Annotated in this window: 12 protein-coding genes; 11 read left to right on the top strand and 1 reads right to left on the bottom strand. The window is 61.3% G+C overall.

Going from position 1 to position 18341, the window contains the following annotated elements:
- Positions 1-41: 41 nt before the first annotated feature.
- Together BLU71_RS23990 and BLU71_RS23995 are read left to right on the top strand one after the other, a co-directional pair.
- Positions 42-824 (top strand): thermonuclease family protein, encoded by a 783-nt coding sequence (locus BLU71_RS23990; protein ID WP_083354030.1) that lies wholly within the window; start codon positions 42-44, stop codon positions 822-824.
- 185 nt (positions 825-1009) lie between these two features.
- Positions 1010-2278: a malic enzyme-like NAD(P)-binding protein gene (locus BLU71_RS23995; protein WP_042608691.1), complete on the top strand. Its 1269-nt coding sequence runs from the start codon at positions 1010-1012 to the stop codon at positions 2276-2278.
- 357 nt (positions 2279-2635) lie between these two features.
- Here the strand turns inward: BLU71_RS23995 and BLU71_RS24000 are convergent, their stop codons facing one another.
- Positions 2636-5080 carry a penicillin-binding protein 1A gene (locus BLU71_RS24000; protein ID WP_411269060.1) on the bottom strand — a complete coding sequence of 815 codons (2445 nt, stop codon included), beginning with the start codon at positions 5078-5080 and terminating at the stop codon, positions 2636-2638.
- 219 nt (positions 5081-5299) lie between these two features.
- Here BLU71_RS24000 and BLU71_RS24005 point away from each other — a divergent pair, with 219 nt between their 5' ends.
- The 9 genes from BLU71_RS24005 (at position 5300) to gltB (ending at position 18333) form a co-directional block, all read left to right on the top strand.
- Positions 5300-6364: a pilus assembly protein PilM gene (locus BLU71_RS24005; protein WP_042608693.1), complete on the top strand. Its 1065-nt coding sequence runs from the start codon at positions 5300-5302 to the stop codon at positions 6362-6364.
- Positions 6364-6930: a PilN domain-containing protein gene (locus BLU71_RS24010; protein ID WP_042608694.1), complete on the top strand. Its 567-nt coding sequence runs from the start codon at positions 6364-6366 to the stop codon at positions 6928-6930. Before BLU71_RS24005 ends, BLU71_RS24010 begins: the two co-directional genes overlap by 1 nt.
- Positions 6927-7550 (top strand): type 4a pilus biogenesis protein PilO, encoded by a 624-nt coding sequence (gene pilO / locus BLU71_RS24015; protein WP_083354031.1) that lies wholly within the window; start codon positions 6927-6929, stop codon positions 7548-7550. The genes BLU71_RS24010 and pilO overlap by 4 nt, the downstream gene beginning before the upstream one ends.
- A complete protein-coding gene (locus tag BLU71_RS24020; protein WP_039756678.1) occupies positions 7547-8071 on the top strand; it encodes a pilus assembly protein PilP in 525 nt (174 codons plus the stop codon). Before pilO ends, BLU71_RS24020 begins: the two co-directional genes overlap by 4 nt.
- Before the next feature lie 13 nt (positions 8072-8084).
- On the top strand, positions 8085-10163 hold the full coding sequence (gene pilQ / locus BLU71_RS24025) for a type IV pilus secretin PilQ (protein ID WP_083354032.1): 2079 nt from the start codon (positions 8085-8087) through the stop codon (positions 10161-10163).
- A 4-nt stretch (positions 10164-10167) separates the two neighbouring features.
- On the top strand, positions 10168-10686 hold the full coding sequence (gene aroK / locus BLU71_RS24030; RefSeq protein WP_024011270.1) for a shikimate kinase AroK: 519 nt from the start codon (positions 10168-10170) through the stop codon (positions 10684-10686).
- A 152-nt stretch (positions 10687-10838) separates the two neighbouring features.
- Positions 10839-11939 (top strand): 3-dehydroquinate synthase, encoded by a 1101-nt coding sequence (gene aroB, locus BLU71_RS24035; RefSeq protein ID WP_083354033.1) that lies wholly within the window; start codon positions 10839-10841, stop codon positions 11937-11939.
- A 10-nt stretch (positions 11940-11949) separates the two neighbouring features.
- The gene (locus BLU71_RS24040; protein ID WP_039756683.1) at positions 11950-13536 is read left to right on the top strand and encodes an AAA family ATPase; all 1587 of its coding nucleotides are present in this window, start codon (positions 11950-11952) and stop codon (positions 13534-13536) included.
- A gap of 351 nt (positions 13537-13887) precedes the next feature.
- Positions 13888-18333 (top strand): glutamate synthase large subunit, encoded by a 4446-nt coding sequence (gene gltB / locus BLU71_RS24050; RefSeq protein ID WP_083354034.1) that lies wholly within the window; start codon positions 13888-13890, stop codon positions 18331-18333.
- Positions 18334-18341 lie beyond the last annotated feature (8 nt).

Raw genomic sequence — 18341 nt, forward strand, 5'->3', positions numbered from 1 at the left:
GGCTGATCATTTTGGAAGGTCGTCCCGACTTCTCCAGACTGATGAAAAAGGCGTCCCTTGCGGGCGCCTTTTTTGTGTCTGCGATTTGGCTGTCCGCCGCCCAGGCCTTTTGTCCGACCCCCGCGGGGCTGACCAGCGTCAGCGTGCATTGGGTGGTCGATGGCGACACCCTGCGCCTGAGCGACGGCCGCAGCGTGCGCATGATCGGCCTCAATACGCCGGAACTGGGCAAGCAGGGCCGCAGCGACGAACCCTTCGCCGTGGCGGCGCGCAAACGCCTGCAAGCGCTGGTCGATGACAGCGGCGGCCGTGTGGGTCTGCGGCCCGGCAAGCAGGCCAAAGACCATTACGGGCGTACGCTTGCGCATGTCTACAGCGTCAGCGGTGCCAATCTCGAAGCGCAAATGCTTGCCGATGGCTTGGGCTTTCAGGTTGCCGTGGCGCCCAACGTCGATCTGCTCGCCTGCCAGCAGGCCGCCGAACGCAGCGCACGACAAGCCGGACTTGGCGTCTGGCGGCAATCGCCGGTGCTCAAAGCGCCACAGATTCAGCGATCCGGTTTCGCCATAGTCAGCGGTCGGGTGAGCAAGGTGCAGCGCAATCGCGGCGGAATCTGGATCGAGTTGCAGGACGCGCTTGTATTGCGGGTTGCACCCAATCTGGTGGGCCACTTAGACAGTGCCCGCTTGCAGGCGCTGAAGGGTAAGCAAATCGAGGCGCGCGGGTGGGTGATAGACCGATCCCGGCGCGGTGGATCGCAAAAAGGTCAGCCACGCTGGTTGTTGCCACTGACCGATCCTTCGATGCTGCACGTGCCGCGCTGAAGAAAAAATTGTAGACATTTTCCGTGTTGATTGTGAACAGTCCAGCCCTTGTGCGCCGTGGCTCTTGGCCCAAAGTCGTAGGGCAGGGCGCTTGACAGCAGTGACTGCCCAGTCTTGTGGGGACTTTGCGAGGCGCGTATCCTCGCTGACCAGTCTGTCCAACAGTAAAAAAGCGGAATGCCAAAATGTCTGATCTGAAAACTGCCGCTCTCGAATATCACGCCCATCCTCGTCCGGGGAAGCTGAGTGTCGAGCTCACCAAGGCCACTGCTACCGCCCGCGACCTGTCGCTGGCCTACAGCCCCGGCGTAGCCGAACCAGTGCGCGAGATCGCTCGCGATCCTGAACTGGCCTACAAATACACCGGCAAGGGCAACCTGGTGGCAGTCATTTCCGATGGCACCGCGATTCTCGGCCTGGGCAACCTCGGCCCATTGGCTTCCAAGCCTGTAATGGAAGGTAAAGGCGTGCTGTTCAAGCGCTTCGCCGGCATCGACGTGTTCGACATCGAAGTCGACTCGGAAAGCCCGCAAGCCTTCATCGACACCGTCAAGCGTATCTCGATTACCTTCGGTGGCATCAACCTGGAAGACATCAAGGCGCCTGAGTGCTTTGAGATCGAACGTGCTCTGATCGAGCAGTGCGATATTCCGGTGTTCCACGATGACCAGCACGGCACCGCGATCGTGACCGCTGCCGGCATGATCAACGCCCTGGAAATCGCTGGCAAAACCCTGCAGGACGCGAAGATCGTCTGCCTCGGCGCCGGCGCTGCCGCCATCTCCTGCATGAAACTGCTGGTGAGCATGGGCGCTCGCATCGAAAACATCTTCATGGTTGACCGTACCGGCGTGATCCACTCCGGCCGTGATGACCTGAACCAGTACAAAGCCGTGTTCGCCCACGCCACCGAGAAACGCACCCTGGCTGACGCACTGGCAGGCGCTGACGTGTTCGTCGGTCTGTCCGGCCCGAACCTGCTGAGCGCTGAAGGCTTGCTGTCGATGGCGGCCAACCCGATCGTGTTCGCCTGCTCGAACCCGGATCCGGAAATCTCCCCGGAACTGGCGCACGCTACCCGTAGCGACGTAATCATGGCCACCGGCCGTTCGGACTACCCGAACCAGGTCAACAACGTACTGGGCTTCCCGTTCATCTTCCGTGGTGCCCTGGACGTTCGCGCCAAGCGCATCAACGAAGAAATGAAAGTTGCCGCGGCCAATGCCCTGCGCGAACTGGCCAAACTGCCAGTACCGCAGGAAGTCTGCGACGCCTACGGCGGCATCAAACTGGAATTCGGCCGTGAGTACATCATTCCGAAACCAATGGACAAGCGCCTGATCACCCTGATCTCCGACGCCGTGGCCAAGGCCGCGATCGAGACTGGCGTTGCTACCCTGCCGTATCCGAAGAACTACCCGCTGAAAAGCGTGGATGACGTGTTCAACGGCTAAGTCGTTGTAGCGCTTCAAACAAAAGCCCCGGCTCGTTATGAGTCGGGGCTTTTTTGTGGCTAAGGGCTTTGTATTCCATATCTGGAGCAGCCCTCACCCTAGCCCTCTCCCAAAGGGAGAGGGGACCGAATGGGGGATATTGATGAATGACGCCGACGTGAAAGTCTTGCTTTGAATCCATAATCGACTCGGTTGCGCAGGTCGATGCATGAAGCCAGACACCTCGGTCGGCTCCCTCTACCTCCGGGAGAGGGCTGGGGTGAGGGGCTGGATGTTCGTAACGCCGCGAACTCCAAACATCAGTCAATAAAAAGCCCCGCTCTTCTCACAAAGGCGGGGCTTTTCAATGGTGCTGGATCAGAACAGATCGATCGGCGCCTGCTCGTCCGCCGGCAGCGGGCTGCCCGGCACGGTGCCGTTGCCCAGCTCGTTCACCGACGGCGGCGTGTCTTCAGCCTTGAACAGTTCGAAGTAGGCCCCCGGCGTGCTCGGCGTCGCGGCGCGGCCACTGACCGGATCCACCCGCAGGCTGAGCAGGCCTTCCGGCTCAGGCTGGACATGCGGCGGCTTGTCTTTCAGCGCGGCGGACATGTAATTCATCCAGATCGGCAGCGCCACAGTACCGCCAAACTCGCGGCGGCCGAGGCTTTCCGGCTGGTCGAAGCCAGTCCACACCGTGGTCACGTAATCGGCGTTGTAGCCGGAGAACCAGGCATCTTTCGATTCGTTGGTGGTGCCGGTCTTGCCGGCGATGTCGCTGCGGCCCATGGCCAGTGCGCGACGGCCGGTACCGAGTTTGATCACATCCTGAAGCATGCTGTTGAGGATGTAAGTGGTACGCCCATCGACAATCCGCTCGGCCACGGCTGGCGCTTGCGGCACCGCCGGGTTGCCCGGGGCTTCACCGGCAACCGGTGCGGCATTGACCGTGAACGATTCGGTGGCTGGCGCGGCGATGCCATCGGTCGCCGAACCGCCCTGTGGCACGGTCGGCGGGTTGGCGACGAACAACGTGTCACCGTTACGGCTTTCGATCTTGTCGATGATGTACGGGGTGATCTTGTAGCCGCCGTTGGCAAAGGTGCTCCAGCCAGTGGCGATTTCCATCGGCGTCAGCGTCGCGGTGCCGAGTGCCAGCGACAGGTTCGGCGGCAGGTCCTGCTTGTTGAAGCCGAAGCGGGTGATGTAGTCGATGGTCTTGCCCACGCCCATGGCCTGCAGCAAGCGGATCGACACCAGGTTGCGCGACTTGTACAGCGCTTCACGCAGGCGGATCGGGCCGAGGAAGGTGTTGGTATCGTTCTTCGGGCGCCAGACCTTGTCCAGGTATTCGTCGACGAACACGATCGGCGCATCGTTGACCAGGCTCGCTGCGGTGTAGCCGTTATCCAGCGCGGCGCTGTAAACGAACGGCTTGAAGCTCGAACCCGGCTGACGCTTGGCCTGCAGGGCACGGTTGTAGTTGCTCTGCTCGAAGGCAAATCCGCCCACCAGCGAACGGATCGCACCGTTCTGCGGATCCAGCGACACCAACGCGCCCTGGGCCTGCGGTATCTGACTGAATTTCAGCGAGTTGTCTGTCTGCCGCTGCACGCGGATCAGATCACCGACCTGGGCGACATCCGCCGGCTGACGCGGGTTGGCACCCATGCTATTGGTATTGAGGAACGGCCGCGCCCATTTCATCGTGTCCCAGGCAACGTGCTCTTCACCGGTGCGGGTCAGGACCTGCAGGCCGTTCTTGTCGACCTGAGTGACGATGGCCGGTTCGAGGCTGCTGATGGTGCGCTGTTTGGTCAGTTCGCTGGCCCAGGCTTCGCGGGTCTTGCCCGGCAAGCGCGACTCGGGGCCACGGTAGCCGTGGCGCTGGTCGTAGGTCATCAGGCCTTCGTGCAGCGCAGTATTAGCCATTTCCTGCAGGTTGCTCGGCACCGTGGTGGTGACGCGGAAACCTTCGGTGTAAGCGTCGCTGCCATAACGGCCGACCATTTCGGCACGGGCCATTTCAGCAATGTACGGTGCGTTCACTTCCGGGGTCGGAACGTGGTAGCTGGCGTTCAGCGGCTCGTTGATCGCCGCGGTGTAGTCGGCCTCGCTGATCTTGCCCAGCTTGTACATGCGCCCGAGGATCCAGTCGCGGCGTTCTTTACTGCGCGCCGGGTTGGCGAGCGGGTTGAAGCGCGACGGTGCCTTCGGCAGGCCGGCGATCATCGCCATCTGCGCCAGGCTGACGTCACGGATCGATTTGCCGTAATAGACCTGCGCCGCGGCTTCGATGCCGTAGGCGCGGTTGCCCAGGTAGATCTTGTTGACGTACAGCTCAAGGATCTCGTCCTTGGTCAACTGCCGCTCGATCTGCAGCGCCAGGAGAATTTCTGTGGTTTTACGCGAGAAGCTGCGTTCGCTGGTGAGGAAGAAGTTCTTCGCCACCTGCATGGTGATGGTGCTGCCGCCGGACTGAATGTGTCCGCTTTTGACCAATTGGGTCGCCGCGCGCATCAGGCTGCTCGGGTCGACACCGTAGTGGTTGGCAAAATTATCGTCTTCAGCACTTAGTAACGCATTAATGAAATTGGGCGGAATGTCGGCGAAACGGATCGGTGTGCGGCGCATTTCGCCAAATTCTGCGATCAACTTGTTGTCGCTGCTGTAGACCCGCAGAGGAATCTGCAACTGAATGCTTCTCAGCGCCTCCACAGACGGCAAACCCGGACTAAGGTAAAGAAAGGCGCCGCTGAGACCTAAGAGCAGTCCGCAGAAAACGGCGACGATGGACCAACCGAAAAATTTCAGCAGACGAATCAAGGCTTTTGGACATCCAGGGCAAAGAATGAATTTGGCACGGGGCTGCGGTTACACACAAAGCCATCCGCGCGGGCAGTAAAAAGCGGAAAAAATCGCTGGGCATTATAAGCACTTTTCCGTCGGGGGCGTCATTGGCGCTTCTGTCAAGACGGGGGTGAAGGAACGCAATGCGTATTACAGAGTCCGTAACTCACGGAAAGTCATAGGGAATTGGTAGTGCTGGGACTCTTCAATAAAAAGACCAATGCGTTACTGGGGATCGACATCAGCTCCACGTCGGTGAAGCTGCTGGAACTGAGTCGTCAGGGCGAGCGCTACCGGGTCGAGGCCTACGCGGTAGAGCCGTTGCCGGCCAACGCCGTGGTCGAAAAGAACATCGCCGAACTGGAGGGTGTCGGCCAGGCGCTCAGCCGGTTGCTGGTCAAGGCACGCACCGGGTGCAAGAGCGTGGCGGTGGCGGTGGCCGGTTCGGCGGTGATCACCAAGGTCATCGAAATGGACGCCGGGCTCTCCGACGATGAACTGGAAAACCAGCTCAAGATCGAGGCCGATCAATACATTCCCTATCCGCTGGACGAGGTCGCCATCGACTTCGAAGTCCAGGGCGTCTCGCCGCGCAACCCGGAACGGGTCAACGTGCTGCTCGCCGCCTGTCGCAAGGAAAACGTCGAGGTGCGCGAGGCGGCGCTGGCGCTCGCCGGCCTGACTGCACGGGTGGTGGATGTCGAGGCCTACGCGCTGGAGCGCTCGTTCGGGCTGCTGGCGACGCATCTGGCTGCTTCCCAGGAGCGCCTGACCGTGGCGGTGGTCGACATCGGCGCGACGATGACCACCCTCAGCGTCCTGCATAACGGCAAGATCATCTATACCCGCGAGCAACTCTTTGGCGGGCGCCAGCTCACCGAAGAGATCCAGCGCCGCTATGGCCTCACTGTCGAGCAGGCGGGCCTGGCGAAAAAGCAGGGCGGCCTGCCTGACGATTACGTGACCGAAGTCCTGCAGCCATTTCGCGAGGCACTGGTGCAGCAGGTTTCGCGTTCGCTGCAGTTCTTCTTCGCCTCTGGCCAGTACAACGCCGTCGACCATATCCTGCTGGCCGGCGGCACGGCCTCTGTGCCCGGGCTGGATCGCCTGATCGAACAGCGCTTGAACACGCCGACCCAGGTTGCCAACCCGTTTGCCGACATGGCCCTGGGCAGCAAGGTCAACGCCGGTGCGCTGGCCAGTGATGCGCCCGCATTGATGATCGCCTGCGGGCTCGCGCTCAGGAGTTTCGACTGATGGCGCGGATCAATCTTCTCCCCTGGCGCGAGGAGCGTCGCGAAGAACGGCGCAAACGCTTCCTGCTGGTGTTGATCGGCGTGCTGGCCGGCTCGATCGGTGCGGTGCTGATTGCCGATCAGATCATCAGCGCGGCCATCGAGCGGCAGATGGCGCGCAACGATTACATCGGCAAACAGATTGCCGTGGTCGACGAACGCATCAAGCAGATCAGCGAACTCAAGGCGCGCCGCCAGCAACTGGTCGAGCGCATGCGCATCATCCAGGACCTGCAGGGCAACCGGCAGATCAGTGGGCGGGTATTCGATCAACTGGCGCGTACGTTGCCGGACGGTGTGTATTTCACCGATGTGAAAATGGCCGGCAAGACCCTGTCCATCAGTGGCGCGGCGGAGTCGAACAACCGGGTTTCCGAGCTCATGCGCAATCTCGACGCGTCCGACTGGTTCGACGCGCCGAGCCTGAATGAGGTCAAGGCGACCAGTGCCGATCAGGTCGAGCAGGCCAACGTCTTCCAGCTGACCGTTCGACAGACCCAGCCCAAGGTTCTGGAGGACGAGCAATGAAAGCCTCCGAATGGCTGGAAAGCCTGCGCAACATCGATTTCAACGACCTCGACACCAGCAACATGGGTTCCTGGCCGCCGGCGGTGAAAACCTTGTGCGGTGCGTTGGTGATGGCGTTGATCCTCGCGCTCGGCTATTACTTTTTCATCAGCGATATGGAAAATCAGCTCGACCTCAAGCGCGAGGAGGAAGTCACGCTCAAGGAGCAATTCGCCAGCAAGGCGCGGCTATCGGCAAATCTTGAGCTGTACACCCAGCAGATGAAGGAAATGGAAAACACCTTCGGCGTGCTGCTGCGGCAACTGCCCAGCGACACCGAAGTGCCGGGCTTGCTTGAAGACATCACTCGCACCGGTCTGAGCAGCGGTCTGGAATTCGAAGAGATCAAACTGCTGCCGGAAGTGACCCAGCCGTTCTATATCGAGCTGCCGATCCAGATCACCGTGACCGGCGCCTATCACGACCTGGCAACGTTCGTCAGCGGCGTCGCCGGACTGCCACGCATCGTTACCCTGCACGATTTTGAACTGGCGCCGGCCAACCCCGAAGGCGGGCCGAAGCTGCGCATGAGCATCCTCGCCAAGACGTATCGCTACAACGACAAGGGGCTGGAAAAATGACCCCGATTCGTTATCTCGTTCTGCTCATGGCGCTGGCGTTGGGCGGCTGCGGTGGCGGCGATGACTTCAGCGACCTCGACGCTTACCTCAACGAAGTCCGCCTGCGCCCGGCGGGCAAGATTGAACCAACGCCGACATTCCGGTCTTACCCCACATTCACTTACAGCGCCGCCAATCTGCGCAGCCCGTTTTCGCGGCAGGCACGGGTTGATCTGGCGGGGCAGAAGCACGGCTCGCGCAACGTCAAACCCGACCCCAACCGGGTCAAGCAATACCTTGAAGGGTTCAATATCGAGCAGTTCGAAATGGTCGGCACGATCGCCAACGCCTCCGGATCGTTTGCGCTGCTGCGCGGCGCGGGCGGGGTGCATCGCCTGAAGGTCGGCGACTATCTGGGCCGCAACGATGGCCGCATCGTCGCCATCAGCGCCACTCAGGTCGATGTCGTCGAGATCGTGCCCGACGGCGCCGGCGCCTGGCTGGAGCGGCCGCGCACCATTCCTTTGAAAGAGCACTCATAGTGGAAGTCGAACAATGAACAGGATTTTCTCCACCCTCGGTTTTTCGCTATGGATAGCGCTGGTGTCACCGATGGTAATGGCGGCCAACCTGAAAGCGCTGGATGTTGCCGCGCTGCCGGGTGACCGCGTCGAACTGAAGCTGTCGTTCGACGGCCCGCCACCCCAGCCCAAGGGCTACACGACCGAGTCGCCCGCGCGTATTGCACTGGATCTGCCGGGGGTGGCCAGCCAGTTGGCCAACAGAAATCTTGATCTGGGCAGCGGCAATGCGCGCACGGCCACGGTGGCCGAAGCCAAGGATCGCACGCGGCTGATTGTCAGCCTGACGCAATTGGCGCCATACAGCACGCGGGTCGAAGGCAATAATCTGTTCGTGGTGGTTGGTCAGGGCGCCTCCGCGACCGCGCCGCGCCCGGCCGCCGTTGCACCACGTGCCGCGACGGCGACTTCGGCGCCCGCCAGATCCGCGGCGCCGCGCAGCCGGTCGATTCGCGGCGTTGATTTCCAGCGCGGCACCGAAGGCGAGGGCAACGTGGTCATCGACCTCTCTGACCCGACCATCGCCCCGGATATCCAGGAGCACGACGGCAAGATCATCCTCAGCTTCGCTCGCACGCAATTGCCGGAAAAACTGCGCGTGCGCCTCGACGTCAAAGACTTCGCCACACCGGTGCAGTTCGTCAACGCAGCGCTCACCGGCGATCGCACCGTGATCAGTGTCGAGCCCAGCGGCACCTTCGACTATTCGACCTTCCAGACTGATAACAAGCTCACGGTGAGCGTTCGCCCGATGAGTGTCGACGATCTGCAAAAGCGCAACGCCGACCGTCAGGCCTATGTCGGCGACAAGCTGTCGCTGAATTTTCAGGACATCGACGTACGCTCGGTGCTGCAACTGATCGCGGACTTCACCAACCTCAACCTCGTGGCAAGCGACACGGTGCAGGGCGGCATCACGTTGCGCCTGCAGAACGTGCCGTGGGATCAGGCACTGGATCTGGTGTTGAAAACCAAAGGTCTGGATAAACGCAAGATCGGCAACGTGCTACTGGTGGCGCCGGCCGATGAAATTGCCGCCCGCGAGCGCCAGGAACTGGAGTCGCAGAAGCAGATCGCCGAGCTGGCGCCATTGCGTCGCGAGCTGCTGCAAGTCAATTACGCCAAGGCTGCGGACATTGCCAAACTGTTCCAGTCGGTGACCAGTGCCGAGGCCAAGGTCGACGAGCGCGGTTCGATCACTGTCGATGAGCGGACCAACAACATCATTGCCTACCAGACCCAGGATCGCCTCGACGAATTACGGCGGATCGTCGCGCAGCTGGATATTCCGGTACGTCAGGTGATGATCGAGGCGCGCATCGTCGAGGCCAACGTCGATTACGACAAGAGCCTCGGCGTACGCTGGGGCGGCTCGGTGCAGAACAAGGGCAACTGGAACGCCTCCGGGGTCAACGGCTCATCGAGCACCATCGGTACGCCGGGCAGCACCAGCACCAACTCGCCCTTCGTCGACATGGGCACGGTCAACAATACCTCCGGGATCGGTATCGCGTTCATCACCGACAACGTGTTGCTGGACCTGGAACTAACGGCGATGGAAAAGACCGGCAACGGCGAGATCGTCTCGCAGCCGAAGGTGGTCACCTCGGACAAGGAAACCGCGAAGATCCTCAAAGGCACCGAGATACCGTATCAGGAGGCCAGCTCCAGTGGCGCGACCTCGGTGTCGTTCAAGGAGGCTTCGCTGTCGCTGGAAGTCACTCCGCAGATCACGCCTGACAACCGCATCATCATGGAGGTCAAGGTCACCAAGGATGAGCCCGACTACCTGAACAAAGTGCAGGATGTACCGCCGATCAAGAAAAACGAGGTCAACGCCAAAGTGCTGGTGAATGACGGCGAGACCATCGTAATCGGCGGTGTTTTTTCAAATACTCAGAGCAAGGTTGTAGATAAGGTGCCATTTCTTGGCGATGTGCCGTATCTTGGCCGCCTTTTCCGGCGTGATGTGGTTTCGGAGAAAAAATCCGAGCTGCTGGTATTTCTCACTCCGCGTATCATGAATAACCAGGCGATTGCTGTGAGTCGTTGATTCTGTGCGAAATTTGATACTTGTAGGACCGATGGGTGCTGGCAAAAGCACCATCGGCCGATTACTGGCCAAAGAGCTGCGCCTGCCGTTCAAGGATTCCGACAAGGAAATTGAGCTGCGCACGGGTGCCAATATCCCATGGATCTTCGACAAGGAAGGCGAGCCTGGCTTTCGTGACCGCGAGCAGGCGATGATCGCCGAGCTCTGCGCGTTCGATGGCGTGGTGCTGGCGACCGGCGGCGGCGCGGTGATGCGTGATGCCAATCGCAAGGCCCTGCATGAAGGCGGGCGCGTGGTGTATCTGCACGCCTCCGTCGAGCAGCAGGTCGGCCGCACCTCCCGCGATCGCAATCGGCCGCTGCTGCGCACCGCTGATCCGGCGAAAACCCTGCGTGACCTGCTCGAGATCCGTGACCCGCTTTATCGGGAAATCGCCGATCTGGTGGTGGAAACCGACGAGCGGCCACCGCGCATGGTGGTGCTCGACATTCTTGACCGCCTCGCGCAGCTGCCACCCCGTTAAAGCGTTGCCCGAAATGCGCTATCCTCGGCGTCCTGTCAGCGCCCGCCGAGGGTGTGGCGGATGCCGGGCGAGCGGCGTCATATCGCTACAGGCCGCAGAACACCAATAATTTCAGGGCAGGATGCCTGCTTCCATCTTCACTGTGGGGACACATGCAGACACTCAAGGTCGATCTAGGCGAGCGCAGCTACCCGATTCATATTGGCGAAGGTCTGTTGGATCAGCCGGAACTGCTGGCGCCGCATATTCACGGGCGGCAGGTGGCAATCATCTCCAACGAAACCGTCGCGCCGCTCTATCTCGAACGTCTGAGCCGCAGCCTGTCGCAGTTCTCGGTAATCTCGGTGGTGTTGCCCGACGGCGAAGCCTTCAAGAACTGGGAAACCCTGCAACTGATTTTCGATGGCCTGCTGAGCGCCCGTCATGATCGCCGCACCACCGTGATCGCCTTGGGCGGCGGGGTGATCGGCGACATGGCCGGTTTCGCTGCCGCCTGTTATCAGCGCGGTGTCGATTTCATCCAGATTCCTACCACACTGTTGTCGCAGGTCGATTCGTCGGTTGGCGGCAAGACCGGCATCAACCATCCGCTGGGCAAGAACATGGTCGGCGCGTTCTACCAGCCGAACGTGGTGCTGATCGATACCGCATCGCTGAAAACCCTGCCGCAGCGCGAGCTGTCGGCGGGGCTGGCGGAAGTCATCAAGTACGGCCTGATCTGCGACGAACCATTCCTGACTTGGCTGGAAGACAACGTCGACGCCCTGCGCGCGCTCGATCAGACCGCGCTGACCTATGCGATCGAGCGCTCCTGCGCGGCCAAGGCTGCGGTGGTCGGCGCCGATGAAAAGGAAACCGGCGTACGCGCCACCCTCAATCTCGGCCACACCTTCGGCCACGCCATCGAAACCCACATGGGCTATGGTGTCTGGCTGCATGGCGAGGCGGTGGCGGCAGGTACCGTGATGGCGCTGGAAATGTCCGCGCGCCTGGGCTGGATCAGCGAGCAGGAGCGTGACCGCGGCATTCGTCTGTTCCAGCGCGCAGGTCTGCCGGTCATTCCACCGACAGAAATGACCGAAGCCGATTTTCTCCAACACATGGCAATTGATAAAAAAGTGATCGACGGTCGTCTGCGCCTGGTGCTGCTGCGCCGGATGGGCGAAGCGGTAGTGACCGACGATTATCCGAAAGAGGTTCTACAGGCCACGCTGGGAGCGGATTACCGCGCCCTGGCTCAGCTTAAAGGTTAAAACGATTCCGATGACTAGTTTGCATGCCGACGAGGCGTTTCTCGGCCATTTCCAGTTAAGTCACGACCCGTTCGCGCCACGGGTGCCGGGCTTCAAATTCTTTCCGGCCCAGCGCAAACCGGTGCTGGGTCAACTGCATCACCTGGCGCGTTACAGCCAGTTGCTGCTGGTGGTCACCGGGCCGCAGGGCAGCGGCAAGACCCTGTTGCGGCAGGCGCTGGTGGCCAGCACCAACAAACAATCGGTGCAAAGCGTGGTGGTTTCCGCCCGTGGCGCCGGCGACGCGGCCGGCGTGCTGCGCCAGGTGGCGCAGGCGCTGGATGTCGCCCAGGCCGAGGTCGGCGCGATTCTCGAGCAGGTGGTGCAACTGGGTCTGACCGGACAGGAAGTCTATCTGCTGGTGGACGACGCTGAGCAGCTCGACGAGTCGGCGCTGGAAGCGTTGATGGCGCTGGGTGCCGGCACACCGGAAGGTCGCCCGCATGTATTCCTGTTTGGCGAGTCGTCGCTGATCGCTCAGCTCGAAGCTTTGCAGCTCGAAGAAGAGCGTTTCCACGTCATCGAATTGCAGCCGTACACCGAAGAAGAGACTCGCGAATATCTCGACCAGCGGCTGGAAGGCGCGGGCCGGGGTGTCGAACTTTTCACCGCAGATCAGATCTCTGATATTCACGAAAGCTCCGAGGGCTGGCCGGGCAACATCAACCAGGTCGCTCGCGATGCACTGATCGAAGTCATGATTGCCAGCCGCTCTGCGGTCAAGCGTCCAAGTATGGGGTTCAACATGCCGAAGAAACACGTATTGGCGATTTCCGCCGTCGTTGTGGTCGCGGTTGCCGCCGCCTGGCTGATGCCGGGTCGCAGCAAGGCACCGACCACCGGTGCTCCGGCCAATGAACAGGCGCAACTGCCATTGGGTCAGGGCGCCGCGAATGGCGCCAACCCGTCCGTCGAGTTCGCTGGCAACACCCAGCCGATGCCGCTGCCGCTGGTCGGCAACTCGCAGCCGGTCATGCGTGGCCCGCTCGCTGAAGCCGCCGGTGGCATCACCGAAGGCGATGACGGCGTGCCACTGGAAGGCTCCAGCGATACCCCGCCGACCGTGACCACCTCTGCACCGCCTGCGGGCGTTCCGGCCGGTCCTGCGCCGACACCGGTTCCGACCCCTGCCGCCAAACCGGCACCAACCCCGGCACCGACGCAGATCGCCACGGCCAAGCCTGCTCCGGCCACTCCAGCGCCAGCTGCGAAACCGGCCCCGGCTCCGGCCAAGCCTGCCGACAAGCCGGTCACCGTGGCCAAGGCCGCCGGCGGCAGCTGGTACGCCGGTCAGCCGACCAGCAATTACGTGGTGCAGATCCTCGGCACCAGCTCGGAAACCGCCGCGCAGAACTTCGTCAAGGAGCAGGGCGGCGAGTACCGTTATTTCAAGAAAGTCCTCAATGGCAAGCCGCTTTACGTGATCACCTACGGCAACTTTGCCAATCGTGATGCGGCCGTTTCTGCCATCAAGGCCTTGCCAGCGAAGGTTCAGGCTGGTAAACCTTGGCCTCGCACTGTCGCCAGCGTCCAACAGGAACTGGCAACAACTCGCTGAAGATTCGGCGGCCTTACCCAGGCCGCCTCTCCCGGCACCTCAAAATCTCCACGAGTGCGCGCTTCCTGAAAAGGTCGCGTGCCTTGTGGTGTCTGCGTCACAGTAGTTTTTGAGTCGTTGCGGTCAGAATTTAAAAAAGTTTTGACTAGCACAGCATATCGCTTTAAACCTTTCACAAATGCGACATGAATTTGCGACAGTTCGTCGTCAAATTTGTGAGCCTCTGTGTCGCTGTGTACAATGACCACCCTTTTGCCCCCGCTAAGCCGGCGTACGTTCGGCGCGGAACGCAAGTGGTTGAATTGAAAAGAAATTTGCCTCGAATAGAGGCAGCCTGGTGAGAAAGTGTCTATGAAAGCAGGTCTGTACCAACCAGATGAATTCAAGGATAACTGCGGTTTCGGCCTGATAGCTCATATGCAGGGCGAGCCCAGTCACACCCTTTTGCAAACGGCCATCGAGGCCCTGACCTGCATGACCCACCGCGGTGGGATTAATGCCGACGGCAAGACCGGTGACGGTTGCGGTCTGCTGATTCAGAAACCCGACGCCTTCCTGCGAGCCATTGCCCAGGAGAGCTTCGGCGTCGAAATGCCCAAGCAATATGCAGTGGGCATGGTGTTCTTCAATCAGGATCCGGCCAAGGCCGAAGCTGCTCGCGAGAACATGAACCGCGAGATCCTCGCAGAAGGCCTGCAACTGATCGGCTGGCGCAAAGTGCCGATCGACACCAGCGTCCTTGGCCGCCTGGCCCTTGAGCGCCTGCCGCAGATCGAGCAGGTCTACATTGGCGGCGAAGGCCTGAGCGATCAGGACATGGCCGTGAAGCTGTTCAGCGCCCGTCGCCGTTCGTCGGTGGCCAACGCCGCTGACACCGACCACTACATCTGCAGCTTTTCGCACAAGACCATCATCTATAAAGGCCTGATGATGCCGGCCGACCTGGCGGCGTTCTATCCGGACCTGAGTGACGAGCGCCTGCAAACCGCGATCTGCGTGTTCCACCAGCGCTTCTCCACCAACACCCTGCCGAAATGGCCGCTGGCGCAGCCGTTCCGCTTCCTCGCCCACAACGGCGAAATCAACACCATCACCGGTAACCGTAATTGGGCGCAGGCCCGTCGGACCAAGTTCACCAATGATCTGATGGATCTGGAAGAGCTCGGCCCGCTGGTCAACCGTGTCGGTTCCGACTCGTCGAGCATGGACAACATGCTCGAACTGATGGTCACCGGTGGCATCGACCTGTTCCGTGGCGTGCGGATGATCATTCCGCCAGCGTGGCAGAACGTCGAAACCATGGACCCGGATCTGCGTGCGTTCTACGAGTACAACTCGATGCACATGGAGCCGTGGGACGGCCCGGCCGGCGTGGTCATGACCGATGGTCGCTACGCGGTGTGCCTGCTCGACCGTAACGGTCTGCGTCCGGCGCGCTGGGTCACCACCAAGAACGGTTTCATCACATTGGCGTCGGAAATCGGCGTGTGGAACTACCAGCCTGAAGACGTGCTCGCCAAGGGCCGCGTCGGGCCGGGTCAGATCTTCGCCGTGGACACCGAAACCGGGCAGATCCTCGACACCGATGCGATCGACAACCGTCTGAAATCCCGTCATCCGTACAAGCAATGGTTGCGCAAGAATGCCCTGCGCATTCAGGCGACCATGGAAGACAACGACCACGGTTCGGCTTTCTACGACGTCGATCAGCTCAAGCAATACATGAAGATGTATCAGGTCACGTTCGAAGAGCGTGATCAGGTGCTGCGTCCGCTCGGCGAGCAAGGTTACGAAGCCGTGGGCTCGATGGGCGACGACACGCCGATGGCCGTGCTGTCCCAGCGTGTGCGCACGCCGTACGACTATTTCCGTCAGCAGTTCGCGCAGGTGACCAACCCGCCGATCGACCCGCTGCGCGAAGCGATCGTGATGTCGCTGGAAATCTGCCTCGGCGCCGAGCGCAACATTTTCCAGGAGTCGCCGGAACACGCCTCGCGCGTGATCCTCAGCTCGCCAGTGATCTCTCCGGCCAAGTGGCGCTCGCTGATGAACCTCGACCGTCCGGGTTTCGAACGGGCGATCATCGACCTCAACTACGACGAAAGCGTTGGCCTCGAAGCGGCGATCCGCAACGTTGCCGATCAGGCTGAAGAGGCCGTGCGCGCCGGGCGTACCCAGATCGTCCTGAGTGACCGCCATATCGCTCCGGGCAAACTGCCGATCCACGCCTCGCTGGCGACCGGTGCAGTGCACCACCGTCTGACCGAAAAAGGCTTGCGTTGCGATTCCAACATCCTCGTGGAAACCGCCACCGCCCGTGACCCGCATCACTTCGCCGTGCTGATCGGTTTCGGTGCCTCGGCTGTCTATCCGTTCCTGGCCTACGAAGTGCTGGGTGACCTGATCCGTACCGGTGAAGTACTGGGCGACCTCTACGAGGTGTTCAAGAACTACCGCAAGGGCATCACCAAAGGCCTGCTGAAGATCCTGTCGAAGATGGGTATTTCGACCATCGCTTCGTACCGTGGTGCGCAGCTGTTCGAGGCTATTGGCCTGTCCGAAGAAGTCTGCGAGCTGAGCTTCCGTGGCGTGCCGAGCCGCATCAAGGGCGCGCGTTTCGTCGACATCGAAGCCGAGCAGAAAGCCCTCGCCGTCGAAGCCTGGAGCCCGCGCAAGCCGATCCAGCAGGGCGGTCTGCTGAAGTTCGTCCACGGTGGCGAATATCACGCGTACAACCCGGACGTGGTCAACACCCTGCAAGCAGCCGTGCAGCAGGGCGACTACGCCAAGTTCAAGGAATACACCTCGCTGGTGGACAACCGTCCGGTGTCGATGATTCGTGACCTGTTCAAGGTCAAGACCCGCGATACGCCGCTGGACATCAGTGAAGTCGAGCCGCTGGAATCGGTGCTCAAGCGCTTCGACTCCGCCGGTATCTCGCTGGGCGCACTGTCGCCGGAAGCTCACGAAGCCCTGGCCGAAGCCATGAACCGCCTCGGCGCGCGTTCCAACTCCGGCGAAGGTGGTGAAGACCCGGCGCGTTACGGCACCATCAAGAGCTCGAAAATCAAGCAGGTCGCCACTGGCCGTTTCGGCGTAACCCCGGAATACCTGGTCAACGCCGAAGTGCTGCAGATCAAGGTTGCTCAGGGCGCCAAGCCGGGCGAGGGCGGGCAACTGCCGGGCGGCAAAGTGAACGGGCTGATCGCCAAGCTGCGTTATGCAGTGCCGGGCGTAACCCTGATTTCCCCACCGCCGCACCACGACATCTATTCGATCGAAGACTTGTCGCAGCTGATCTTTGACCTCAAGCAGGTCAACCCGCAGGCACTGGTTTCGGTGAAGCTGGTGGCTGAAGCGGGCGTCGGCACCATCGCCGCCGGTGTGGCCAAGGCCTACGCGGACTTGATCACCATCTCCGGCTACGACGGCGGTACCGGTGCTTCGCCGCTGACCTCGATCAAGTACGCCGGAGCACCGTGGGAACTGGGCCTGGCTGAAACCCACCAGACCCTGCGCGGCAACGACCTGCGCGGCAAGGTCCGGGTGCAGACCGACGGCGGTCTGAAAACCGGCCTCGACGTGATCAAAGCCGCGATCCTCGGCGCCGAAAGCTTCGGCTTCGGCACCGCGCCGATGATCGCGCTGGGCTGCAAATACCTGCGCATCTGCCACCTGAACAACTGCGCCACCGGCGTTGCCACTCAGAACGAAAAGCTGCGCAAGGATCACTACATCGGCACCGTCGACATGGTGGTGAATTTCTTCACCTACGTCGCCGAAGAAACCCGTGAGTGGCTGGCCAAGCTTGGCGTGCGCTCCCTCGAAGAGCTGATCGGTCGCACCGATCTGCTGGAAATCCTCGAAGGCCAGACCGCCAAGCAACATCACCTGGACCTGACGCCGCTGTTGGGCAGCGATCACATCCCGGCGGACAAACCGCAGTTCTGCGGCGTTGAGCGCAACCCGCCGTTCGACAAAGGCCTGCTGGCGGAGAAGATGGTCGAGCTGGCCTCGTCGGCGATCAGCGATATGAGCGGTGCCGAGTTCGAGCTGGATATCTGCAACTGCGACCGCTCGATCGGTGCACGGATCTCCGGCGAAATCGCGCGCAAGCACGGCAACCAGGGCATGGCCAAGGCGCCGATCACCTTCCGTTTCAAAGGCACGGCCGGGCAGAGCTTCGGTGTGTGGAACGCCGGCGGTCTGAACATGTACCTGGAAGGCGACGCCAACGACTACGTCGGCAAAGGCATGACCGGCGGCAAGCTGGTCATCGTGCCGCCGAAGGGCAGCGTCTACAAGACTCAGGACAGCGCCATTATCGGCAACACCTGCCTGTACGGCGCCACGGGCGGCAAGCTGTTCGCCGCCGGCACCGCAGGCGAGCGTTTCGCCGTGCGTAACTCCGGTGCCCACACGGTTGTGGAAGGCACTGGCGATCACTGCTGCGAGTACATGACCGGTGGTTTCGTCTGCGTGCTGGGCAAGACCGGTTACAACTTCGGCTCTGGCATGACCGGTGGTTTCGCCTACGTGCTCGATCAGGACAACACCTTCGTTGACCGGGTCAACCACGAACTGGTGGAGATCCAGCGGATCAGCGGCGAGGCGATGGAAGCCTATCGCAGCCACCTGCAGAACGTGCTGAACGAGTACGTCGCCGAGACCGACAGCGAGTGGGGTCGTGAACTCGCCGAGAACCTCGACGATTACTTGCGGCGTTTCTGGTTGGTCAAGCCCAAGGCTGCCAGCTTGAAAACCCTGCTTTCCAGCACTCGTGCCAACCCGCAGTGATATGCGCC

It is taken from the genome of Pseudomonas moraviensis (genome assembly GCF_900105805.1).
Classification (GTDB): Bacteria; Pseudomonadota; Gammaproteobacteria; order Pseudomonadales; family Pseudomonadaceae; genus Aquipseudomonas; species Aquipseudomonas moraviensis_A.

What these genes read in the sequence shown, in the direction of transcription:
- BLU71_RS23990 (WP_083354030.1), top strand. Translation starts at nt 42, where the DNA reads ATGAAAAAGGCGTCCCTTGCGGGCGCCTTTTTTGTGTCTGCGATTTGG.
- BLU71_RS23995 (WP_042608691.1), top strand. Translation starts at nt 1,010, where the DNA reads ATGTCTGATCTGAAAACTGCCGCTCTCGAATATCACGCCCATCCTCGT.
- BLU71_RS24010 (WP_042608694.1), top strand. Translation starts at nt 6,364, where the DNA reads ATGGCGCGGATCAATCTTCTCCCCTGGCGCGAGGAGCGTCGCGAAGAA.
- pilO (WP_083354031.1), top strand. Translation starts at nt 6,927, where the DNA reads ATGAAAGCCTCCGAATGGCTGGAAAGCCTGCGCAACATCGATTTCAAC.
- BLU71_RS24020 (WP_039756678.1), top strand. Translation starts at nt 7,547, where the DNA reads ATGACCCCGATTCGTTATCTCGTTCTGCTCATGGCGCTGGCGTTGGGC.
- pilQ (WP_083354032.1), top strand. Translation starts at nt 8,085, where the DNA reads ATGAACAGGATTTTCTCCACCCTCGGTTTTTCGCTATGGATAGCGCTG.
- aroB (WP_083354033.1), top strand. Translation starts at nt 10,839, where the DNA reads ATGCAGACACTCAAGGTCGATCTAGGCGAGCGCAGCTACCCGATTCAT.
- BLU71_RS24040 (WP_039756683.1), top strand. Translation starts at nt 11,950, where the DNA reads ATGACTAGTTTGCATGCCGACGAGGCGTTTCTCGGCCATTTCCAGTTA.
- gltB (WP_083354034.1), top strand. Translation starts at nt 13,888, where the DNA reads ATGAAAGCAGGTCTGTACCAACCAGATGAATTCAAGGATAACTGCGGT.